General features: G+C 66.7%; 17 protein-coding genes and 4 pseudogenes. 6 read left to right on the top strand and 15 right to left on the bottom strand.

From position 1 onward, the window contains the following. Positions 1–27: 27 nt before the first annotated feature. The 6 genes and pseudogenes from moaD to kbl form a co-directional block, all read right to left on the bottom strand. Positions 28–283, bottom strand: a pseudogene (moaD, locus tag G4G28_RS11820) (molybdopterin converting factor subunit 1). Between the two features lie 10 nt (positions 284–293). Then, a pseudogene (gene glp, locus G4G28_RS11815) lies at positions 294–1519 on the bottom strand (gephyrin-like molybdotransferase Glp). A 46-nt stretch (positions 1520–1565) separates the two neighbouring features. Continuing rightward, positions 1566–3041 (bottom strand): threonine synthase, encoded by a 1476-nt coding sequence (thrC, locus tag G4G28_RS11810; protein WP_182988410.1) that lies wholly within the window; start codon positions 3039–3041, stop codon positions 1566–1568. A 165-nt stretch (positions 3042–3206) separates the two neighbouring features. Beyond that, a complete protein-coding gene (locus G4G28_RS11805; protein WP_182988409.1) occupies positions 3207–4604 on the bottom strand; it encodes an L-serine ammonia-lyase in 1398 nt (465 codons plus the stop codon). Between the two features lie 52 nt (positions 4605–4656). Continuing rightward, the gene (locus G4G28_RS11800) at positions 4657–5613 is read right to left on the bottom strand and encodes an NAD-dependent epimerase/dehydratase family protein (RefSeq protein ID WP_182988408.1); all 957 of its coding nucleotides are present in this window, start codon (positions 5611–5613) and stop codon (positions 4657–4659) included. A gap of 28 nt (positions 5614–5641) precedes the next feature. Further along, positions 5642–6856, bottom strand: a complete 1215-nt coding sequence (gene kbl / locus G4G28_RS11795) for a glycine C-acetyltransferase (RefSeq protein WP_182988407.1) — start codon at positions 6854–6856, stop codon at positions 5642–5644. Between the two features lie 214 nt (positions 6857–7070). Between kbl and G4G28_RS11790 the strand changes: the two genes are divergently transcribed. Then, a complete protein-coding gene (locus tag G4G28_RS11790) occupies positions 7071–7649 on the top strand; it encodes a helix-turn-helix domain-containing protein (RefSeq protein WP_182988406.1) in 579 nt (192 codons plus the stop codon). Positions 7650–7991: 342 nt separating this feature from the next. On the opposite strand, the gene G4G28_RS11785 is transcribed toward G4G28_RS11790, so the two are convergent. The 9 genes and pseudogenes from G4G28_RS11785 to G4G28_RS11750 form a co-directional block, all read right to left on the bottom strand. Continuing rightward, positions 7992–10127, bottom strand: coding sequence for a prolyl oligopeptidase family protein (locus tag G4G28_RS11785; RefSeq protein ID WP_182988405.1), 2136 nt, complete (start codon positions 10125–10127; stop codon positions 7992–7994). Positions 10128–10240: 113 nt separating this feature from the next. Next, entirely contained in the window at positions 10241–11095 is an 855-nt protein-coding gene (locus G4G28_RS26030) for a tetratricopeptide repeat protein (RefSeq protein ID WP_229508083.1), read from the bottom strand. 76 nt (positions 11096–11171) lie between these two features. Next, a pseudogene (locus tag G4G28_RS26025) lies at positions 11172–11630 on the bottom strand (tetratricopeptide repeat protein); the annotation flags it as partial. A gap of 238 nt (positions 11631–11868) precedes the next feature. Next, positions 11869–13122, bottom strand: coding sequence for a metal ABC transporter solute-binding protein, Zn/Mn family (locus tag G4G28_RS11775; RefSeq protein ID WP_374039785.1), 1254 nt, complete (start codon positions 13120–13122; stop codon positions 11869–11871). Continuing rightward, a complete protein-coding gene (locus G4G28_RS27500; protein ID WP_374039784.1) occupies positions 13119–13547 on the bottom strand; it encodes a metal ABC transporter substrate-binding protein in 429 nt (142 codons plus the stop codon). The genes G4G28_RS11775 and G4G28_RS27500 overlap by 4 nt, the downstream gene beginning before the upstream one ends. A gap of 10 nt (positions 13548–13557) precedes the next feature. Further along, on the bottom strand, positions 13558–14991 hold the full coding sequence (locus G4G28_RS11765) for a hypothetical protein (protein WP_182988402.1): 1434 nt from the start codon (positions 14989–14991) through the stop codon (positions 13558–13560). Positions 14992–15067: 76 nt separating this feature from the next. Next, a complete protein-coding gene (locus G4G28_RS11760) occupies positions 15068–15415 on the bottom strand; it encodes a hypothetical protein (RefSeq protein WP_182988401.1) in 348 nt (115 codons plus the stop codon). 22 nt (positions 15416–15437) lie between these two features. Continuing rightward, positions 15438–16090, bottom strand: a pseudogene (locus G4G28_RS11755) (PolC-type DNA polymerase III). A gap of 38 nt (positions 16091–16128) precedes the next feature. Further along, positions 16129–17397, bottom strand: a complete 1269-nt coding sequence (locus G4G28_RS11750; RefSeq protein ID WP_183108395.1) for an Hsp70 family protein — start codon at positions 17395–17397, stop codon at positions 16129–16131. A gap of 187 nt (positions 17398–17584) precedes the next feature. Between G4G28_RS11750 and G4G28_RS11745 the strand changes: the two genes are divergently transcribed. The 5 genes from G4G28_RS11745 (at position 17585) to G4G28_RS26015 (ending at position 21428) form a co-directional block, all read left to right on the top strand. Then, positions 17585–18043: a DUF2244 domain-containing protein gene (locus G4G28_RS11745; RefSeq protein WP_182988399.1), complete on the top strand. Its 459-nt coding sequence runs from the start codon at positions 17585–17587 to the stop codon at positions 18041–18043. Between the two features lie 146 nt (positions 18044–18189). Then, on the top strand, positions 18190–19101 hold the full coding sequence (locus G4G28_RS11740) for an isoaspartyl peptidase/L-asparaginase (RefSeq protein ID WP_183108394.1): 912 nt from the start codon (positions 18190–18192) through the stop codon (positions 19099–19101). Further along, positions 19098–19982, top strand: a complete 885-nt coding sequence (locus tag G4G28_RS11735) for a cyanophycinase (RefSeq protein ID WP_183108393.1) — start codon at positions 19098–19100, stop codon at positions 19980–19982. Before G4G28_RS11740 ends, G4G28_RS11735 begins: the two co-directional genes overlap by 4 nt. Positions 19983–20127: 145 nt before the next feature. Beyond that, positions 20128–20328, top strand: a complete 201-nt coding sequence (locus G4G28_RS26020) for a hypothetical protein (protein ID WP_229508044.1) — start codon at positions 20128–20130, stop codon at positions 20326–20328. Next, positions 20325–21428, top strand: coding sequence for an ATP-grasp domain-containing protein (locus G4G28_RS26015; protein WP_229508043.1), 1104 nt, complete (start codon positions 20325–20327; stop codon positions 21426–21428). Before G4G28_RS26020 ends, G4G28_RS26015 begins: the two co-directional genes overlap by 4 nt. The last annotated feature ends 57 nt before the right edge of the window (positions 21429–21485 follow it).

Genomic DNA, 21485 nt, shown 5'->3' with positions numbered 1-21485 from the left:
AAACCCTGTCCGCAAGCGGCGTCGGGTCTACCCCCCGGTCACAGGCGGGAAGAAGGCCACTTCCCCGCCCTCCTCGATTACCGTCTCCGGCCCGCACATCACATGATTGAAGGCCATGCGCAGTGCGCGCTCCGGCCCGAGCGCCGCCGCCCAGGCGCCGCCACGCTCGACCAGGTGCGCGCACGGCGCCCACCGTCTCCACGCCTTCCGGCAGCGCCACCTTTTCGTTGCTGGTGCCGAGCGCCTCGCGCACGGAGGCGAAAAACCGCAATTCGATGTCCATGCTCTCGCTCTTAGTGCTGCAGTTCGCTGAAGGGAATGAAGCGCACCATGTCGCCCTCTTGAATAGTGCGTCCGGCCGGATTGTCGACCAGGCCATCGCCCCAGACGGTCGAGCTCAGTACCCCCGAGCCCTGATTCGGGAACAGGTCCAGGCCTCCTCCGGCATTGATGCGCGCGCGCAGGAATTCGTTGCGGCGATCGGCCCTGGGCAGGTTGAAGTCTGCGCGCACCATCCAGGCGCGCGGCTCGACCGGCCCGCTCACGCCCTGCAGGCGCAGCAGGAAGGGACGCACGAACAGCAGGAAGGTGACGAAGCTCGAGACGGGATTGCCCGGCAGGCCGAGGAAGAACGCGGTATCGCCGCCTTCCTTGCGCACCTCGCCGAACGCGAGCGGCTTGCCCGGCTTGACGGCGATCTGCCACATGTTCAGCGACCCTTCCGCTTCCACTGCAGGCTTGATGTGGTCTTCCTCGCCGACGGACACGCCGCCCGAGGTGATGATCAGGTCGTTCGTGCGCGCCGCTTCGCGCAGCGCCGCGCGGGTGGCGTCCAGCGTGTCGGGCACGATGCCGAGGTCCGCGATCTCGCAACCGAAGTTCTCCAGCAGGGCCGCGCAGGGTGAAGCGGTTCGAGTTGTAGATCGCGCCCGGCGGCAGCTGCCCGCCGGGTGCTTCGCCCGGCATGGTCAGTTCGTCGCCAGTGAAGAAGACCGCCACGCGCAGGCGCCTGTGCACGGGCAGCGTCGCCAGTCCAACCGATGCGGCCAGGCCCAGCTCCACGGCTGCGCAGGCGCGTGCCCGCCGACAGGATGGTCGCACCGGCGCGGATGTCTTCGCCGGCGCGGCGGATCCATTCGCCGGCCTTTGGCGCATGGCGGATCGTCACCATGTCGCCGGCGGCTTCGCACTGCTCCTGCATCACTACCGCATCGGCACCCGGCGGAATCAGGGCGCCGGTGAAGATGCGCGCTGCCGTACCGGGTTCGAGCGGCTCGCCGACGGTGCCGGCGGGGATGCGCTGGCTTACCTTCAGGGTGGCGGCGCCATCGATGCAGTCGGCCGCGCGCACGGCGTAGCCATCCATCTGGGTGTTATCGGCGGACGGCACCGCGATGGTCGATGCGGCGTCCTGCGCCAGCACGCGGCCGTTCGCCGCCAATGTCGGCACCTGTTCCACCTCCGCTACCGGACGCGCCGCGGCCAGCAGCGTATCGAGGGCTTCGCGCACGCTCAGCATCGGCCGCGCTGCGGCTTTGTCGTTCGGACCCATGTTCACAGTCCCCTCATAGTCCGGTATGCGCGGCGATGAAGGTCTTCATCTCGTCGACGTTCGGGCGCATCAGCACGAACTTCTGCGGCAGCGACTCGATGTCCTCGAAGCCGGCGGGACGCGGGGCGTCCTCGCCCAATGCGTCGAGGATGGTCTCGTTGAACTTGGCCGCGAGCGCGGTTTCCAGCACGATCATCGGCACGCCCGGTTCGAGGTGCTCGCGCGCGACCTTGATGCCGTCGGCGGTGTGGGTGTCGACCACGATGCCGTAGTCATCAAAAGCCATGCGGATCGTCTCCAGGCGGTCGGCATGGGTCGACTTGCCGGAAGCGAAGCCGTACTCGCCCACGCGCGCGAACTCGTCGCCGTCCGCGCCGGGCCTGCCCGACAGGTCGAAGCCGCCGTGGGTGTCGACCTTGCGGAACAGGGCGTGGGTACGCTCGCTGTCGCGCCCGACCAGGTCGTAGACAAAGCGCTCGAAGTTCGACGCCTTGGAGATGTCCATCGACGGGCTGCTGGTGTGGAGAGTCTCCGCGCTTTTGCGCACGCGGTAGACGCCGGTGCGGAAGAACTCGTCGAGCACGTCGTTCTCGTTGGTGGCCACCACCAGTCGGTCGATGGGCAGGCCCATCATGCGCGCGATATGGCCGGCGCAGACATTCCCGAAGTTCCCCGAGGGGACCGTGAACGAGACCTTCTGCTCGTTGTTCGCCGTGGCCGCGAGATAGCCGCGGAAGTAGTAGACAACCTGGGCCACCACGCGCGCCCAGTTGATCGAATTGACGGTGCCGATCTTGTGGCGCGCCTTGAAGGCCAGGTCGTTCGACACGGCTTTCACGAGGTCCTGGCAGTCGTCGAACACGCCGTCGACGGCGATGTTGAAGATGTTCGGGTCCTGCAGGCTGAACATCTGCGCGGTCTGGAAGGCGCTCATCTTCCCGCTCGGCGAGAGCATGAACACCTTGACGCCGCGCTTGCCGCGCATCGCGTATTCGGCGGCGCTGCCGGTGTCGCCCGAGGTGGCCCCGAAGATGTTGAGCTCATCGCCATTCTTCGCCAGTGCATACTCGAACAGGTTGCCCAGCAACTGCATCGCCATGTCCTTGAAGGCCAGGGTCGGGCCGTTCGACAGCGATTGCAACATCAGCTTGCGCCCGCCCTCGTCCTCCAGCGTGCGCAGGGGCGTGATGTCTTCCGCGGACTCGTCGTTTCTAGCGTTGCGGTAAACCTCGGGCGTATAGGTTTTGCGGGTGAGCGCGCGCAGGTCGTCGTCAGGGATGTCGGTGGCGAATTTGCGCAGCACCTCGAAGGCCAGCTCGGCGTAGGAAAGGCGGCGCCAGGCGTCGAGCTCCTCGCTTGTCACACGCGGGTACTCGGCCGGCATGTACAGGCCGCCGTCAGGGGCCAGGCCGCCCAGCAGGATGGTCGAGAAGGTTTCCGGATTGCGGGAAGCGGACGCGCTCGTCGCGCGGGTGGAGACATAGTGCATACGTAGGATGATCCGGTTGGGCTCGCGTTGATTCTTTTATTATAGTGCGGGCCGGGGAATCCTGCGGATGCGGTCGAGATTGGTGCAGCGGGGATGGCATGTCCCCACCGCGTGGCACGGGGCGCCTCGGCGGCCCCGCCCACCCTGAAAGCGACGATATTTAGCTCAGCAAGCCGCGTGATTCACCGTTACCACGTGCACCGCCAGCCCGCCAAGCGAGGTCTCCTTGTACTTCGCCTGCATGTCCGCCCCGGTCTGGCGCATCGTCTCGATGACGTTGTCGAGGCTGACGAAGTGGGTACCGTCGCCCTTGAGTGCCAGCGAAGCGGCAGTGATGGCCTTGATCGCGCCCATGCCGTTGCGCTCGATACAGGGGATCTGCACCAGCCCGCCGATCGGGTCGCAGGTCATGCCGAGGTGGTGCTCGATGCCGATTTCGGCGGCGTTCTCGATCTGTTCGTTGCTGCCGCCGAGCGCCGCCACCAGGCCGGCCGCCGCCATCGCGCAAGCGACGCCGACCTCGCCCCGGCAGCCGACTTCGGCACCGGAAATCGAGGCATTCTTCTTGCACAGCATGCCGATCGCGCTGGAGGTCAGCAGGAAATCGCGGATGCCGCGCGCGGCGTTGCTCGGGCGGCAGTCCTCGGCGTAGTAGCGCAGCACCGCCGGGATGATACCGGCCGCGCCATTCGTCGGCGCCGTGACGACGCGTCCGCCGGCCGCGTTTTCCTCGTTCACGGCCATCGCGTACAAGGTGACGTGGTGGGTCGAATCGTGGGGCAATTCGTTGACGCGCTTGCCTTCGACGCAATGCGCCTGCTTCCACAGCTTGGCCGCGCGCCGCTTGACGTTCAGGCCGCCGGGCAGCTGGCCTTCGGTGACCAGGCCGTGCGCGATACAGTCGTGCATCACGTTCCAGATCCGGTCCAGGCCAGCGTCCAGCTCGGCCTCGGTCATGCGCACCAGTTCGTTCGCGCGCAGCATGTGCGGGATCGACAGGCCGTGGCGCTTGCCCTGCTCGAGCAACTGCACCATGGTGTCGAAGGGGAACGGCACGGACACGGCCTGGGTGCCAGGAGGCTCGGACGCGCGCACCTGGGCTTCGCCGGCCGCGGTGATGAAGCCGCCGCCGACCGAATAATAGATGCGTTCGATATGGCTGCCGTCACGCAGTTTCAACACGAAGCGCATGCCGTTCGGGTGTTCCGGCAGCGTGGAGGCCATGTGCCAGGCCAGGCCCGTCTTGGCGGAAAACGGCACTTCTTTTGTCCCCAGCAGGCGCAGCACGCCGTCCAGTTCCGCTTCCGCGAGCTTGTCCTCGACCGTATCAGGAGCGATGTCCTGCGGGGTCTCGCCCATCAGGCCGAGAATGACGGCCTTGTCGGTCGCGTGGCCGACGCCGGTCAGGGCCAGCGACCCGTACAGGTGGGCTTCGACGCCGACCGCTTCCTCGAGCGAACCGCATTCGAGCAGGAAGCGGCGTGCCGCCACCATCGGGCCCACCGTATGCGAGCTCGATGGCCCGATACCGATCTTGAACAGATCGAAAACACTCATGTCCATCTGGATTTGTCTCTCTGCGCGTTTTTATTATTATGGTGATAAAAGGGTCGGATCAGGCAGCGGCCTTGATGTCGATATTCTCGAGCATGCTCGCCACCATTTCCTCGATGCCGATGCTGGCTTTCCAGCCCCAGTCGGCGCTGGCGCGGCTGTCGTCCAGGCTCTTCGGCCAGCTGTCCGCAATCGCCTGGCGGCTGTCGGGCTTGTAGGCGATCTCGAAATGCGGCACGGCGCGCTTGATGGCGCTGGCCAGTTCGCGCGGGTTGAACGAGACGCCCGCCACATTGTACGACGAACGGATCGCCACTTTCTCGCTCGGCGCGTCCATTAATTCGATCGTTGCGCGAATGGCATCGGGCATGTAGATCATCGGCAGCGTCGTTTCCGGGCCGAGGAAGCACTCGTAGGTCTCGCCCTTGAGCGCCGCGTGGAAGATGGCGATCGCGTAATCGGTCGTGCCGCCGCCCGGAGGCGACTTGAAGCTGATGATGCCCGGGTAGCGGATCGAGCGCACGTCCACGCCGTACTTGCTGTGGTAGTACTCGCACAGGCGCTCGCCGGCCAGTTTGCTGATGCCGTAGATCGTGGTCGGGTCCATGACCGTGTACTGGGGCGTGTTCTCGCTCGGCGTGTTCGGGCCGAATGCGGCGATCGACGAAGGCCAGAACACCTTCAGCGGTTTGCCCGCTTCCAGGCGTTCGCGGGCGACTTCCAGGATGTTGAGCAAACCATCCATGTTCAGCGTCCAGGCCTTCAGTGGCGCCTTTTCGCCCGTGGCCGACAGCAGCGCGGCCAGCTGGTAGACCTGGGTCACACCCTCGTCGGCAATCACGGCCGCCAGGCGCGCCTTGTCGAGCACGTCGAGCTGGGCGTAGCGCGCCGCGCCGTACACGTTGGTGGCGCCGATGTCGGTGGCGAGCACGTTGTCCGCGCCGTGCTGCTGCGCCAGTGCGGAGACCAGTTCACTGCCGATCTGGCCGTTGGCGCCGATGATGAGGATGCGTTCCATATTCTTGTATTCCTGTCGTAATGCCTGATTAGTTATTCTTGATGATGCCCAGCTCGCGCCCGGCCTGCTCGAAGGCCTTCAGCACGGTGTCGAGCTGCTCGCGGGTGTGCGCGCTCGATATCTGGACGCGCACGCGCGCCTGCCCCATCGGCACGACCGGATAGAAGAAGCCCGACAGCAGCACGCCCAGTTCGAACATGCGCGCGGCGAATTTCTGCGCCACCGGGGCGTCGAACAGCATCACCGGCACCACCGGGTGGGTGCCCGGCTTGATGGTGAAGCCGATGCGCTCGATCTCCTTGCGGAAGTAGGCGGTATTTTCATGCAGGCGGTCGCGCAGTTCGGTCGATTTGCTGATCCGTTCCAGCACCGACAGCGACGCGCCGGCGATCATCGGCGCCAGGGTGTTCGAGAACAGGTAAGGACGCGACTTCTGGCGCAGGGTCTCGATGACTTCCTTGCGGCCGGAAGTGAAGCCGCCCATCGCGCCGCCCAGGGCCTTGCCCAGGGTGCCGGTGATGATGTCGATCTTGCCGATGACACCACAGTGCTCGTGGGTGCCGCGGCCGGTCGCGCCCATGAAACCCGAGGCATGCGATTCGTCGATGAGCGTGAGCGCGCCGTACTTTTCGGCCAGCGCGACGATTTTATCGAGCTGGGCGATCGTGCCGTCCATCGAGAACACGCCGTCGGTGACGATGACCTTGTGGCGCTTGCCGGCTTCAGTGGCGGCGATCAGCTGCTTTTCCAGGTCCGCCATGTCGTTATTGGCATAACGGTAGCGCGCCGCCTTGCACAGGCGAATGCCGTCGATGATCGACGCGTGGTTCAGGGCGTCCGAGATGATGGCGTCGTTCTCGTCGAACAGCGGCTCGAACACGCCGCCGTTGGCGTCGAACGCCGCGGCATACAGGATGGTGTCTTCGGTACCGAGGAAGGTCGACAGGGCTTGTTCGAGCTCCTTGTGCACGGTTTGGGTGCCGCAGATGAAGCGCACCGAGGACAGCCCGTAGCCATATTTCGCCAGCGCGCTTTCCGCCGCTTTTTGCGTCTCGGGGTCGCCCGACAGGCCCAGGTAGTTGTTCGCGCACATGTTGATCAGGGTGCGGCCGTCATCGGACTGCACTTGCGCGCCCTGGCGCGAGGCCAGTACGCGCTCGGGCTTGAACAGGCCCTGTTCGCGCAGCGTCGACAAATTCTGCTGCAGCCCCGTGTAAAACGCGTTTTTCCCTTGATCGCTCATGTGATTTCCCTGTCTGTGCTGTCTGTGCGAATGACTGGCGGCGGCTTGACCGTCCGCCGGACTATGCTGTACCGTTGTTCCGAACCCGTTCGATTTCAGTGCCCTGCTGCTTTTTCGCTATCTCGAACTAAAATTCAATATAATGAATATTACGCCCACCTGTCGAACTTGGCAAGCTGCGGCCGACTCCAACACCAGTGCTGCCTTTATCGAGATGAAAACCCCGGTCATGACCAACAATGCCCCGCCCGAAGTCGGCGCCACCCTGCAGCGCCTGCGCCTGGCGCGCGGCCTGACGCTGGAGGACCTGTCGCGTATCGCGGGGGTCTCGAAATCGATGCTGTCGCAGATCGAGCGCGAAAAGGCCAATCCTACCATCGCCATCACCTGGCGCCTCGCCAACGCGCTCGGCGTGCAGATCGGCGAACTGCTGGCTTCCGAAACCCGGGATGTCGAAGCGATCCGCGTCGTCGACGCCCACGAGACGCCTACCCTGCCGGGCAACCATGCCGGCTATATCCTGCGCATCCTGGGCCCGATGGAGCTGGCCGGGCAGTATGAATGGTATGAGCTGACGCTCGCGCCGGGCGGCGCGCTCGCTTCGCAGGCGCATGATCCGGGCACCAAGGAGCACATGACGGTGATTAATGGGACGCTGGAAGTGGAGGTCGGGCTGGAAAAGCGCAAGGTGAAGGCGGGCGGGACGGCGCGGTATCCGGCGGACCAGGATCACGTGATTCGCAATCTGGGCAAGACCGAGGCGAAGGCCTTGCTCGTTGTCGTGCATCGGTAGGGGCGGGCCGCCGAGGCACCCCGCGCCCGCGCGGAACGATGAGCAAACGGGTCACGATCTGATCTGCAAACACGGCGCTGACTTCCGCGTGGGCATGGGGTGCCCACGCTACGCCTCGGCATGGAGGCGCCGTACCGCGTGGAGTCAGGACTCCACCCTACGTGAGCCGCGGTTCGTAGGGTGGAGTCCTGACTCCACGCGGTAGAGAACATGTGCAGCGGCGGCGTGGAACTCATGCGCGGCGCCGAACAACTGGCATTGAAAACAAATCGGGCCAGCCGAATCGATTGATTCGCTGGCCCGACGTCCGTGCAACGCGGGCGGAGTCCGCCCGCCCTTCCCTTACATCTTCAGCGCCTTCGCCAGGAAGCCCCAGCGATCCGCCACCTCCTCGATCTGCTTCGCGGTCGGCTTGCCGGCACCGTGGCCGGCCTTGGTGTCGATGCGGATGATGACGGGTGCGCAGCCCGCCTGCGCGACCTGCGCCGCGGCGGCGAACTTGAAGCTGTGCGCCGGCACCACGCGGTCATCGTGGTCGGCGGTGGTGACCATCGTCGCCGGATACTGCGTGCCCGCTTTCAGGTTATGCAGCGGCGAATACTTCACCAGCGCCTTGAACTCGTCCGCGTTGTCGGCCGAACCGTAGTCCGAGGTCCATGCCCAGCCGATGGTGAACTTGTGGAAGCGCAGCATGTCGAGCACGCCGACCATCGGGATGGCGGCGCCGAACAGGTCCGGACGCTGGGTCATCGCCGCGCCCACCAGCAGGCCGCCGTTGCTGCCGCCGCCGATCGCCAGCTTGCTTGGGGAGGTCACCTTGTTCGCGACCAGCCATTCGGCGGCGCCGATGAAGTCGTCGAACACGTTCTGCTTCTGCAGCTTGGTGCCGGCCTGGTGCCAGGCTTCGCCGTACTCGCCACCGCCGCGCAGGTTGGCCACCACATACACGCCGCCCATCTCCATCCAGGCCAGGTTGGCCGGCGAGAAGCCCGGGGTCATCGAGATGTTGAAGCCGCCGTAGCCGTACAGGTAGGTCGGGTTGCTGCCGTCCAGTTTCAGGCCCTTTTTCGAGACGATGAACATCGGCACCTTGGTACCGTCGCGGCTGGTGAAGAACTGCTGGCGCGTTTCATAGGCGTTCGGGTCGAAATCGACCTTCGGCTGGCGGAACACGCTGCTCTTGCCCGTCTTCATGTCGAGGCGGTAGATCGTGGTCGGCGTGGTGAAGCCGGTGAACGAATAGAAGGTCTCGGTTTCGCCGCGCTTGCCCGACAGGCCGCCCACGGTGCCGATGCCCGGCAAGGCGATCTCGCGCACGGGTTTGCCCTTCAGGTCATGCACGCGCACGACGCTCTTCGCATCCTTCAGGTATTCCAGCACCAGCTGGTTGTTGATGATGTCGGCGCCGGCCAGGGTGTCGGCGCCCTCGGCGACGATTTCCTTCCAGTTCGACTCGCCTGGTTTACTGACGTCGATGGCGACGATGCGTTTCTTCGGCGCGTTGCGGTCGGTGCTGAAGTAGAAGACGCTGCCGACATTGTCGATGAAGGTGTAGCCGGCGTCGAAGTTGTCGATCAGGTCGACGACCTTGGAATCGGGTGTCGACAGGTCCTTGTACGACACGCGGTACTTGGGCGCCGTGCCCTTGGTCGTCGTGATGACCAGGTAGCGGCCGTCGTCGGTGGTCTGGCCACCGAAGCCCCATTCCTTCTGGTCGGGACGGTCGTAGACCAGGGTGTCCGCACTTTGCGGGGTGCCGATGCGGTGGTAGTACAGCTTCTGGAAGTAGTTGACGTCGGCCAGCCTGGTCGCTTCCTTGGGCTCGTCGTAGCGGCTGTAGAAGAAGCCCTTGCCATCCTTCGTCCAGGACGTGTTCGAGAACTTGACGAACTTGACGTGGTCGTCGAGGTCCTTGCCGGTGTCGATGTCGCGCACGCGGATCTCGTTCCAGTCCGAACCGGACGCGGCCGTGCTGTAGGCCAACAGCTTGCCGTCCGGGCTGACCTCCGCGCCTGCCAGGGCGACGGTACCGTCGGCGGCCAGGGTGTTCGGGTCGAGCAGCATGCGCGGCGCGTCGCCGAGCTGTTTCATCGTGAACAGCACCGACTGGTTCTGCAAGCCGTCGTTACGGGTGTAGAAGTAGCGGCCGCCGTCTTTTGAAGGCACCGAGTAGCGCTCGTAGTTCCAGAGTTTCGTCAGGCGCTGGCGGATCGCCTCGCGCTGGGGGATCTGGCCCAGGTAAGCTTGCGTGACGACATTCTGGGCATCGACCCAGGCTTTGGTGTCGGCGCTGTTGGCGTCTTCCAGCCAGCGGTAGGGGTCGGCGACCGTGGTGCCGTGGTAATTGTCGACCTGGTCGACCTTCTGGGTGAGCGGATAGGTCGGGGTGCCGGCCGGGCAGCTTGCCGGTGGGGCGGCGTGGGCGGCGCCGAACAGCGTCGCCAGGACGGCGACCAGTGTTGCGTGTCTCATGTGCATATTGTTCTCGGGACGAAAAGTCGTGGTAGGCGAAATGTGCCGAAAGGCATCATAACGCGAAACCCGGCCGTAAGCGACATCGGTGCGCGCGTCAATACGGGGCAATACACCGGTCACTCCTGCCGGTTGCGCCCTTCGCGGTGGCTCAGCTGCCACTTGTGCGACAGGTCGAGCGCGCGCCCGATCTCGGAGGGAGACAGGCGCCGCGCGACGATGGACTTGTTGACGTTGGCGGTGGCGTCTCCGCCCTCGGCCGCCAGCAGCATCCACATGTAGGCACGCACCGGATCGCGCGCAACTCCCAGCCCGCTGCCGATCATGCCGCCCAGGTTGTACTGGGCCAGCGCATGGCCCTGCTCGGCCGCCTGCTCGTACCAGTACACGGCCAGGCGGTCGTCGTGCGGCAGGCCCTGGCCGCTGGCGTACATGACGCCCAGGTTGTTCTGGGCGCTGGCATCGCCCTGCTCGGCCGCCAGCCGGTACCAGTGCGCGGCGCGCGCCTCGTCGCGTTCGACGCCCTGGCCGTTGGCAAAGCTCACGCCCAGGTTGAACTGCGCATTCGCCGCGCCCTGCTCGGCGGCGCGCCGGTACCACTCGAAGGCCTGCTTCGGGTCGCGCTCGGTGCCGCGGTCGTGGGCATGCATGTTGGCCAGGTTGTACTGGGCCGCCACGTGGCCCAGGCGCGCCGCCCTGGTGTACAAGTCGAGCGCACGCCGCTCGTCGGTTTCGATGCCCGCGCCGCTGGCGTACATGTTCCCGAGCAGGAACTGGGCTTCGCGGTCGCCATGGTCGGCCGCGCGCGTCAACCAGGCGCAGGCGCGGCGCGGGTCGGCGCGCACGCCGCGCCCCTCCGCGTAGGCGATGCCGAGCTGGCGCTGGGCGCCGCGCTCGCCGGCGGCTGCGGCTTTGCGGAACCAGTACAGGGCCTGCTTGTCGTTCGCGTCCACGCCCTGGCCGCGCTGGTACATCAGGCCCCAGGTTCAGCTGCGCGGGGGCATCGCCCTGCAGTGCCGCCTTGCGGAACCAGGCCATTGCCAGCGGATGGTTGACGGCGGTGCCGATGCCTTCCAGGTAGCATTCGCCGAGCTGGTTCTGGGCGCCCGGCATGCCCTGCTCGGCCGCCCGGTAATACCAGGACAGGGCCCGTTCGGGATCGTGGGCGACGCCGCGGCCCTGGCGGCACATGTGGCCGAGGTTCTGCTGGGCCGACGCATCGCCCTGCTCGGCGGCGCGGCGAAACCAGCGCGCGGCTTCGGTATCGCAGCGTGCCACGCCGCGCCCGTGGTAATACATCGCGCCCAGGTGGTTCTGGGCAAAAGCCAGGCCCTGCATGGCGGCCAGGCGCAGCCAGGCCACGGCACGCGTGTCGTCGCGGGGGACGCCTTCACCCTTTTTGTAGAGCAATGCGAGGTTGAACTGGGCGTAGGCATTGCCGCGTTCAGCGGCTTCGCGGAACCACAGGTAGGTTTGCTGGTTTTCCTGCCCGAGCTTCTGCCGGTTCATGCTGTTCCCCCGTGTAGGCGCGCGGATGCTCTCAAGGATGGGCCGCAGCTCCGCAGCGCCGGCGATCATGAATAAGGCGGACAAGCGGCCTCATAAGTATTAACAAAATTTTAATGAATTGAGTCTGCATCCGTTTGACTGGGCACAATCGTGCCGGTGGCGCGGGCATGAAAAAACCCGCCGCGGCGCTGCCGGGCGGGTGGTTGGTGCGGCCGGACCGCGCGTGCTGTTCGGCGGTTCAGGCCTGCATGGCCCGTTTCGGTCCGAGCGCGTACACCAGCATCGCCAGCAGCGCGAGGCACCAGACGATGAGCGCGCCGGACGGCAGGTCGAGCACCACCGACAGCACCAGGCCGACCGCGTAGCCGGCCACGCCGACCAGGTAGGCCACCGGCAGCTTGCGCGACTCGGGATAATGGCGCACCGCCAGGCTCGGCACGATCAGGCTGGCAAAGACCAGGTAGACGCCGACCAGCTGCACCGAGGCCGTCACCGCCAGCGCGAACACCAGGTAGAAGCCCAGGCGCCGCAAGCGGTTGCGGAAGGCTGCCAACAGCCCCAGGATCAGCACCGTGCCCAGCGCGGGGATGACCAGCTGGTCGTAGCTGACCCAGAGAATCTGGCCGGCCAGCAGGTCCTGCAGGTGCTCGCCGCCGTGCGGGTTGTGGGCAACCAGCAGCAGGCCGGCGGTGGCAGCCAGCACGAACAGCACGCCGATCTGCGCTTCCTGCACGTCCGGCCAGCGCTTCTCGGTCCAGGTCAGCAGCAAGGCGCCCAGCACCGCGGCGCCGCCGGCCGCCAGCTGGATGGTCCAGCCATGCGGGTCGAGGTCGACGGTGCTGGCCAGGATCACCCCCAGCGCGGCGATCTGGGCGATCGCCAGGTCGATGAAGACGATCCCGCGGCGCAGTACCTGGGCGCCGAGGGGAATGTGGGTCGCCAGTACCAGCAGGCCGGCAACGAAGGCCGGGAGGACGATCAGGAAGTCGAAGGTCTCGGTGTTCACTTGGCCGCTTCCGCCAGGCGTTGCACGGTCGTGTCGAACAGGGCGAACAGGTTGCCGCTCCGGGCGTCCGCTCCCACGGTGAAGGGAATCACCACCGCGGGGATGCGTGCGCGCTGCGACAGCCACTGCGAGGCGCGTTCGTCCCTGGTAGGCCGCGCGCAGCACCATCTTCGCCGGCTGGCGCTCGAGCCCTGCCAGCAATTGCCCCAGCTGGGCGGCGGAGGGTTCGATCCCCGGCTTCGGTTCCAGCGTGCCGACCTGGCGCATGCCCAGCCAGGCCAGCAGGTATTCCATGTTGCGATGATGCTCGACCACCGTCAGGCCACGCAGGGGCGCCGCCTGGGCTTCCCACTTGCGCATGGCCTGGGCCCAGCGCGCGCTGAAGTCAGCCTGGCGCGATGCGTACAGCGCGGCGTTCGCCGGGTCGATGCTGGCCAGGCGCCTGGCCAGCTGGCTGCCGACCAGGGCGATGTTGTGCGGGTTCAAGTGCACGTGCGGATTGCCGAAGGCATGCACGTCCCCTCGGCGCGGTCGAGTTTCGCCGGCACCTCCAGGCGCGGCACGAAACTGCCCGCTTCGAAATAGCCCGGCTGGCCCTTGGCAATCTTCGCATTGCCCGATTGCTGGACCAGCAGCGGCAGCCAGCCCGCTTCCAGGTCCAGGCCCGTGCAGACCAGCAGGTCGGCATTGCGGGTGCGGGCGATCAGGTCGGGGCGGGCTTCGACGCGGTGCGGGTCCTGCAGCGCATTCGTCGCGCTCGAGACGCTGACCTTGTCGCCGCCGATTTCCTGTGTGAGCGCGGCCCATTCGGGCTCGCAGGCGAGCACGTTCAGCGCAGCCTGCGCAGGCAGGGCGAGCATGCCGAGGGCCAGCGTGCAGAGGGCGAGCAGTCTGGTAGAGATGGGTGTCATGTCGTACTCCTTAGAACGTGTGGCCGGCGTGGGCGCCGAGGCTCATGATGTATTGCAGGAAGAGCTGGTTATCAAGCGCGCCGGGACGGGCCTCGTCGCGCGCGAACTGCAGGCGCAGGCGCGAGAATTCGGACGGGCTCCAGTCGAGCATCACGCTCGCGCGCTTCGGGTTGTAGCGTGCCAGGGCCGGGAACGCGTCCGATCCGAAAGCGCCGTCGTCGACCAGGCCGATGGATGGCGTGCCCGACGCCAGGCGATCGTAGCGCAGGCCCGCGCGCCAGTTCGGCATGAACTGGTAGACGCCCTGCAGGTACCAGCCCGACTGCGAACTCGCATAGCGGTCGGACAGGTCCTCGACCGACAGGCTGCCGCTCTCCTTGCGGCGGAAGTACTCGCCCTGCAGCTTGACATTCTGCCGCGTCGGATTGCCGTTCGGCGCCCATTTGTAGACGGCGTCCGCGATCCACAGCGTCGAACGGCCGCCAAACGCGGTCGGGATGCCGCTTTCCATGTCCTCGTACGCGCGGCCGGCCGCACCCGTACGCAGCCAGGACAGGCCGGCACGCCAGCTGCCCGAATCGCCGATGTCGTCGCCCAGGTGGGCGAACACGCTGGTGGCGTTGAAGCCGTTCTTGTTGCGGTCGCTGCCCGGGAAGCTGCGCCCGCTGCCCAGTTCCGCGCCCACTTCCAGGAAGGTGTTGAGCGGCGCCAGCCAGCGCGCCTGGACGCCGTCCGGCTTGTATTGGCCGCCGAGGAAGGCGCCATAGGCCAGCGGCGCGTCGACGAAGTCCCAGGTGTGGCTGTGCTGGCCATTCAGGTAACCGACGCTTGAGAGGAAGCGCCCTGCCTTGAGGTTCCAGCCGCCGCCCAGTTCGCGGGTACGCACGAAAGCTTCCTCGACCTCGGCTTCGTTCTCGCCGCTGAGGGCAAAGGTCAGCTGGCCGGCAAACAGGGGGTCGATATTGGCCGACATCGTCAGTTCCGACTCGCCCAGGTTGAAGCTGCGGCTGCCGGGGCCGACTTCGCCGCCTGGCGGCATGAAGCCACCGAAGCGGTAAGTCTCGGGATCCTGCGACAGCTTGCTGAAAGTGCCGCCGAGGACCAGCGAGATGCTCGGGTTGAAGCTGTTGTCGCCTGCGGCGCGGGCGCCTGGTGCAGCCTGGGCATCCGGCGCCGGGACGGCGGCCGGGCCTGGTGCCGGCTGGCTCGAGGCCTGCTGGGCGGCGGCCGCCGCGTTCTGGGCCTCGGCCACGGCGGCCTGGGCATCCTGCAGGCGTTGTTCGAGCGCCTGCAGGCGCGCTTCGTAGGACTGCTTCATCTCGGCGATCTGGGCGCGGATGGCATCCAGTTCGGCCGGAGTCGCGGTGTTGGTGGCCGCGTGGGCGGACAGGGGCAAAGCAAAGGCGGCGGCAATCGCCGCGGCCAGGACGGTGTGTTTCGACATCGTGTTCTTCCAGTTCGAATAGGGAATACAGGGCAGCTGCCGTCGGGGACGGCAGGCCATGGCGGACGACGTGGACCTAGACGAAGCGCGGCGGTGCGCGCGAATGGAAGACGGGAACAGTGCTGGGGGAAGCTTCGACGAAGGCGAACGCGGTGACGCGCTCGGTGCGCAGGTCGAGGGGGACGAAACTGCGGGTGCTGCTGCCGATGGCGCCGGCCATCTGGGCGAACGCCAGGCACTGGCTGCAGCTCTGGTCCTGGGCGACGGCACTCGACAGGTCGGCGTCGCGTTCCAGTTGCTGCGCCGCCGGGTTGCCTGCGCCCAGCTTGCCGGTCCAGTGCGACATCGCATGCACGAGCGCCATCTGCTGGGAGACCAGCAGAAGCAGCGACAGCAGGACGTGGACAATACAACGACGCATCATGATGGCGGCATTGTAATGCTTTTCAAGGCAGGGCTGTCGCACCTTTTTCCGTTGAGAATTGGTTGGCGTTCTTGCTTAACCAGCCCGGTACCTTGGCCGCGGCCAGCTTGTTGATCGCCACCAGCAGTTCGGGCGTCATGAACTTGAGGTCGTAGGAGCGTCCCAGGTGGCGGCCGATGTGGATCAGCACCTCGGCGGCCACTTCGGCGTCGGCCTCGGCGCGGTGCGCGGCGCTGCGAAAGGCAATGCCGAGCTGGCGCGAGAGCTGCCCGAGCTTGTAGCTGGCCATGCCGGGAAACACGCGGCGCGACAGCTTGAGCGAACAGACCAGGCCCACGTGGCGGCATTGCTGCCCCAGGCGCGCACTCTCGGCCGCCAGGAATTTCTCGTCGAAGCTGGCGTTGTGGGCCGACAGGGTATCGGCGCCGATGAAGTCGAGCAGCTCCGGCACCACCTGACGGGCCGGCGGCGCGCTGTCGACCATGTCCGGGTGATGCCGGTCAGGCCGGTGATGAAGGCCGGGATGCGGGCGCCGCAGTTGACCAGCGAGACATAGCGCTCGGTCACGCGCCCGTCCTCGATGCGCAGGGCGGCGACTTCGGTAATGCGGTCGCCCATGTCGGGCGACAGGCCGGTGGTCTCGAAGTCGAGCATCACGATGGGGCGTTCGAACATGGCGGTCCTGGTGTGGAAACTGGGGTGTGCCGACCGGGTCAGCCGAATTTGCGCCGGGCGTCGAGCGCCAGGCCGGCGCCGATGCTGCCGAAGAGGTCGCCCTCGACCTTGCGCGCATCCGGCACCAGGGCGCCGACGCGTGCCCGCAGCAGGCCCACGCCGCTCGAGCCGCCGGTGAAGAAGACGGTATCGACAGCGCTCGCCGTCACGCCGGCGTCCGCCAGCAACCGTAGCACGGTGGCGTCGATGCTGTCCGGGAGCGGCCCGATCGCTTCCTCGAAGCGCGGGCGCGTCACGACGAGCTTCTCGGGCGGGCGCAGGCGGTCGAGGTCGAGCACCACCGTTTCCTCCGACGAGAGCCCGATCTTCGCGCCCTCGACCTGCATTGCCAGCCAGTGGCCGGCGCGTTCGTCGATCAGGCCCTGCAGGCGCCTCAGCGGCCCCGGCTCGCTGGCGTCGCGCACCAGGTCTTCCAGCTGGGCGATGCTCTTGCGGGTATAGGCCTGGTTGATGGTATGCCAGGTCGCCAGGTTGAAGTAATAGCTCGACGGGATCTCGGCACCGGAGCGCAACAGGCCGCGGTAGCCGAGCAGCGGCATGGCTGCGGCCAGGCTCAGGTATTTGTCGAAGTCGGTACCGCCGATGTGCACGCCACCGGTTGCCAGGATGTCATCGCGGCGCTCGGGCTTGCCGGCGCGCTCGGGACCGAGGCGCACCAGCGAGAAGTCCGAGGTACCGCCGCCGATGTCGACGATGAGGACCAGTTCCTCGCGGGCGATGGTCGATTCATAATCGAAGGCGGCGGCGATCGGTTCGTACTGGAAGGCGACTTCGCGGAAACCCACGCTGCGCGCCACTTCGGCGAGGGTATCCTCGGCCAGGCGGTCGGCCTGGGGGTTGTCGTCGATGAAGAAGACCGGACGGCCGAAGACAGCGTGCTCGAAGCGGCGCCCTGCCTGGCTTTCGGCGCGACGCTTGAGTTCGCCGATGAACTGGGCCAGCAGCAGCCGGAACGGCAATGACCGCCCCGCGACTTCCGTCTGGCCGTCCATCAGGCTGGTGCCGAGCAGGCTTTTGAGGGAGCGCATCAGGCGGCCCTCGTAGCCGGCCAGGTAGTCGGCCAGCGCGGCGCGGCCATAGCGCACCTCGTCGTCGTCGGCATTGAAGAAGACGACCGAAGGCAGCGTTGCCTTGCCATCCTCCAGGGCCAGCAGGCTGTGCGCCGCCCCGCCCCCGCCGGCGGATTGTCCCAGCCAGCCGACCGTTGAATTTGACGTACCGAAGTCGACGCCGCAAGCCTTCGTCATGTGAGCCTTTCGTTGAAGGGGCGAAATAGTACCAGAATCCCCTCAGGCAGGCGATCCCTGCCGCCGCAGCGTTGCATGGCAGTCACGTCCGCTGCCCGACAGGAGTGCGCGAACCCGCGCGGGCCCTGGGCGTGCTCTTATCTATAATGCATCCATCGGGTTCTGCCCTTTCCCCCACGGCCGCACGATGCCACGCACCTGGACACTGAAGCGCAACTGCTCGCTGACGCCGCGCCAGTCGCTGCTCGTCTATGCGCTGCTGTGCTGCGGCTCCTTCGGCATCGCCCTTGTCTTCCTGCTGCAGGGTATCTGGATCGTGCTCGCATTCGCCCTGCTCGAAATGACCGCTGTGGGCTGGGCGCTGCTGCACTACGCCCGCCATGCGCTCGACGTGGAACACATCGCGCTGACCGAACGCTGGCTGCTGGTCGAGCGCATCGATTGCGGGCGGCGCGAACAGATCCGGCTCGACCCGGTACGCACGCGCGTGCTGCCGCCGCGCCCGCGCGAACGCAAGCTGATCCGGCTGGAAGCGCCGGACCGCACGGTCGACATCGGCAGCTATGTCTCGGAACCCATCCGCCTGCAGGTAGCGCAGGAACTGCTGCGCGCCATTCGCCATCATCCAGCCAAACTGCTGCCTTAAGAAAAGTTGTCTCCGATGTAAGTTTCTTCTTACATTGGCACAGCGGCTGTACCGATAGGTGTTCTCTATCTCATTTTGCATAATCCTCTATCAGATATGCCACACGTCACGAGCGCGATGGCAAGAACATTTCGAGGGGAATTGCTTTGAGTAACACGTTAAAAGGTTTTGCGATTGTCACCCATGGTGGTGCCGGCGAACCGCTGGACTACACCGACGGTTGCGAAGCCGCCGCCCGCCGCGGCCGCGAGCACATGCTCGAAACAGGCGACGCCCTCGATGCCGCCATCGCCGCCGTCATGGTGTTCGAAGAAGACGAACGCTTCAACGCCGGCACCGGCTCGGTCCTGTGCCTGGACGGCGCCACGATCGAAATGGACGCCTCGGTCATGGATACGCGCGGACGCCTCGGCGCCGTTGCGGGCGTACGCGACGTGCGCAACCCGATCCTGCTGGCACGCGCCATTGCCGACACCCCGCACGTGTTCATCGCCGGCGAAGGCGCCGACCGCCTGGCGCGCGCCCTCGGCCTGGAACCGGCAAAACCCATCCTGCCCAGCCAGCGCGAGAAGCACGAGAAGCTGCTCAAGCAGCTGGCCGGCTCGGTGCCCGCCATGCCCGGTATCGACAACCGCATGTTCGAACGCTTCTGGAACTACAAGACGCCCTTGCAACTGCCGCCGAACGCCGCCCACGACACCGTCGGCGCCGTCGTGCGCGGCCCGGACGGCCACTTTGCCGTGGCTGGCTCCACCGGCGGCTCGGCACCCTCGCTGCTGGGGCGCGTGGGCGACACCGCCGTCATGGGCAGCGGCTTCTATGCCGGACCGCTGGGCGCGATCGCCGCTACCGGCGTCGGCGAGCACATCGTGCGCACCATGCTGGCGCGCACCGTCTATGGCTATCTCGAACAGGGCATGCCGCTCTCGGCCGCGCTGCAGCGCGGCATCGACCTGATCGACAAGGACGTGGACACGGGCCTCATTGCCGTCACCAAAACCGAAGCTGCCTCGTGCAGCAATACCCAGATGCCAACTGCAACCATCGAAGAAAAATGAAAACCGAACCGCACCGGACCGCATCGCACGGCCACCTCGTCATCATCGGCGGAGGCGAAGACCGCAAGCACGACAAGGCCATCCTGACCCGTTTCGTGGAACTTGCCGGCGGCGCGCATGCCCGCATCGTCGTCATCACGGCCGCCAGCCAGATCGCCGACGAAATGTGGGAAGTCTACGACAAGGCCTTCGGGGACCTGGGTGTGAAACAGCGCGCCCACCTGCGCCTGGAGAGCCGCCAGGACGCCAACGACGAAGAAAAGCTGCGCATGGTGTCCGAGGCCGACGGCATCTTCATGACCGGCGGCGACCAGAAGCGCCTGCTGGCCATCATCGGCGGTACGGCGCTCGACGCCGAGATGCACACGGCGCTCAAGGTGCGCGGCGCCTGCATCGGCGGCACCAGCGCCGGCGCCTCGGCCATGTCGGGGCACATGCTGGCCTGTGGCAAGACCGACCTGCTGCCGAAAAAGGGCGCGGTCAGCCTGGGCGCGGGCCTCGGCTTCCTGCACAAGGTCGTGATCGACCAGCACTTCTCCGAGCGCCAGCGCCTGGCGCGGCTGCTCTCGGTGGTGGCGCAGAACCCCTACCTGATGGGCATCGGCATCGACGAGGACACGGCCCCGGTGGTGGAGCGCGGGCGCGGCATCGAGGTGCTGGGCGAAGGCTCGGTCACCGTGGTCGATGGCCGCACGATGGACACCAACATGGCCGACATCCGCGAGCGCGCCACTCCCGAACTGATCGACGTGCGCCTGCACCTGCTGCCGGCCGGCAGCCGCTGGTACCTGCCGACCGACGAGGACCCGAATGCAAAAGCGATGTCTTCCTCGCTGCGCGAATTTTTGGAAAATGTAACGAAACGGAACCCGATCTCATGAGAACCATCGAAAAACGCTTCCTGCGCGGCCCCAACCTCTACAGCGCAGCCCCCTGCCTGATGGCAGTCATCGATACCGAAGGCGTGGCCGTGGCGCCGCACTGGGCTCGCGCCTGGTCGCCCTGCTGCCCGGCCTGGCGCCGCAGGTGTCCGCGCGGCTGGCCAACCTGGCCTGCGCCGTTGACGCCGTCGAACCGGTCGTGATGGAGCTGCAGCGCCTGGCGGGTGCCGCCGGCGACTTCAGCACGACGATCGACATTCCGCGCAAGCCACACGCGCGCCGTGCCGTGTGCGGCTACCGCACCGAACAGGTGGCGGGACAGGCCTGGACGTCGCCCTCGAGATGATCGCCGCGCTCGGCCGCGGCGACGCCTTCGACCTCGATGCCGCGGTGGCGGCCCTGCACGAGACGGCGGAAGACTATGCGATCGGCACCAGCACCGGCGCCGTGGTGAACGCGGCCCTGCGCCGCGGCATCCCGGCGCTGCGCATCACCGACGAGGCGAACCTGTTCCAGCTGGGCTGGGGCAGCCGCCAGAAACGCCTGCAGGCGACCATTACCGGCGCGACCAATTCGATCGCGGTGGGCATCGCCAGCGACAAGCAGCTGACCAAGACCCTGCTCGAGCAGGCCGGCGTGCCGGTGCCGGGCGGCGCCACCGTCAGCAAGCTCGAAGACGCGCAGCGCGTGGCACGCCGCCTGAAAGGCCCGGCGACCATCAAGCCGCTCGACGCCAACCAGGGCAAGGGCGTGACCACGGTCTGCACCACGCCGGAGGAAGTCGAAGCCGCGTTCAACCACGCGCGCAAGTACGGCCGCCACGTGATCGTCGAGGAATACCTGCGCGGGCGCGACTACCGCGTGCTCGTCACCGGCAGCAAGATCGCCGCCGCCTCCTGGCGACGTCCGCCCTGCGTCACGGGCGATGGCAGGTCGACCGTGCGCGAGCTGGTCGAGATCGAGAACCGCAACCCGGCGCGCGGCGACGGCCACACCAATATCCTGACCAGGATCCCGATGGATGCGATCGCCGAAGACGTCCTGGCGAAACAGGGCTACGGCTTCGACTCCGTGCTGCCGGCCGGCGTCAGTGTCGACCTGCGCGGCAACGCCAACCTGTCCACCGGCGGCACCGCGGAAGACGTCACTGACCTGCTGCCCGAGGAAACCCGCGCCATCTGCATCCGCGCCGCGCGCACGATCGGCCTGGACGTGGCCGGCATCGACGTGATCTGCGAGGACATCGCGCAGCCATTGCGCGAACAGGGCGGCGGCATCATCGAGGTCAATGCCGCGCCGGGCATCCGCATGCACCAGTATCCAAGCCGCGGCACCCGCGCGACGCCGGCGCCGCCATTGTCGAGGCCTTGTTCGGCCAGGACGATGGCCGCATCCCGACGGTGGCGATCACGGGAACGAACGGCAAGACCACGACTTCGCTGCTGATCGAGCACGCGGTCCGCCAGACCGGCCTGCGCACGGGCGTGACCACCACCGAGGGCG

This window comes from Massilia sp. Dwa41.01b (assembly GCF_014171775.1).
In the GTDB taxonomy this organism is placed as follows: Bacteria; Pseudomonadota; Gammaproteobacteria; order Burkholderiales; family Burkholderiaceae_D; genus Telluria.
Note: the sequence above shows the minus strand (reverse complement) of the source record. Positions and strands in the feature narration are given on the sequence as shown.

What these genes read in the sequence shown, in the direction of transcription:
- G4G28_RS11735 (WP_183108393.1), top strand. Translation starts at nt 19,098, where the DNA reads ATGAAAACCGAACCGCACCGGACCGCATCGCACGGCCACCTCGTCATC.
- kbl (WP_182988407.1), bottom strand. Translation starts at nt 6,856, where the DNA reads ATGAGCGATCAAGGGAAAAACGCGTTTTACACGGGGCTGCAGCAGAAT.
- G4G28_RS11745 (WP_182988399.1), top strand. Translation starts at nt 17,585, where the DNA reads ATGCCACGCACCTGGACACTGAAGCGCAACTGCTCGCTGACGCCGCGC.
- G4G28_RS11750 (WP_183108395.1), bottom strand. Translation starts at nt 17,397, where the DNA reads ATGACGAAGGCTTGCGGCGTCGACTTCGGTACGTCAAATTCAACGGTC.
- G4G28_RS26030 (WP_229508083.1), bottom strand. Translation starts at nt 11,095, where the DNA reads ATGTACCAGCGCGGCCAGGGCGTGGACGCGAACGACAAGCAGGCCCTG.
- G4G28_RS27500 (WP_374039784.1), bottom strand. Translation starts at nt 13,547, where the DNA reads ATGACACCCATCTCTACCAGACTGCTCGCCCTCTGCACGCTGGCCCTC.
- G4G28_RS11805 (WP_182988409.1), bottom strand. Translation starts at nt 4,604, where the DNA reads ATGGACATGAGTGTTTTCGATCTGTTCAAGATCGGTATCGGGCCATCG.
- G4G28_RS11760 (WP_182988401.1), bottom strand. Translation starts at nt 15,415, where the DNA reads ATGATGCGTCGTTGTATTGTCCACGTCCTGCTGTCGCTGCTTCTGCTG.
- G4G28_RS11785 (WP_182988405.1), bottom strand. Translation starts at nt 10,127, where the DNA reads ATGCACATGAGACACGCAACACTGGTCGCCGTCCTGGCGACGCTGTTC.
- G4G28_RS11790 (WP_182988406.1), top strand. Translation starts at nt 7,071, where the DNA reads ATGAAAACCCCGGTCATGACCAACAATGCCCCGCCCGAAGTCGGCGCC.
- thrC (WP_182988410.1), bottom strand. Translation starts at nt 3,041, where the DNA reads ATGCACTATGTCTCCACCCGCGCGACGAGCGCGTCCGCTTCCCGCAAT.
- G4G28_RS11765 (WP_182988402.1), bottom strand. Translation starts at nt 14,991, where the DNA reads ATGTCGAAACACACCGTCCTGGCCGCGGCGATTGCCGCCGCCTTTGCT.
- G4G28_RS26015 (WP_229508043.1), top strand. Translation starts at nt 20,325, where the DNA reads ATGATCGCCGCGCTCGGCCGCGGCGACGCCTTCGACCTCGATGCCGCG.
- G4G28_RS11800 (WP_182988408.1), bottom strand. Translation starts at nt 5,613, where the DNA reads ATGGAACGCATCCTCATCATCGGCGCCAACGGCCAGATCGGCAGTGAA.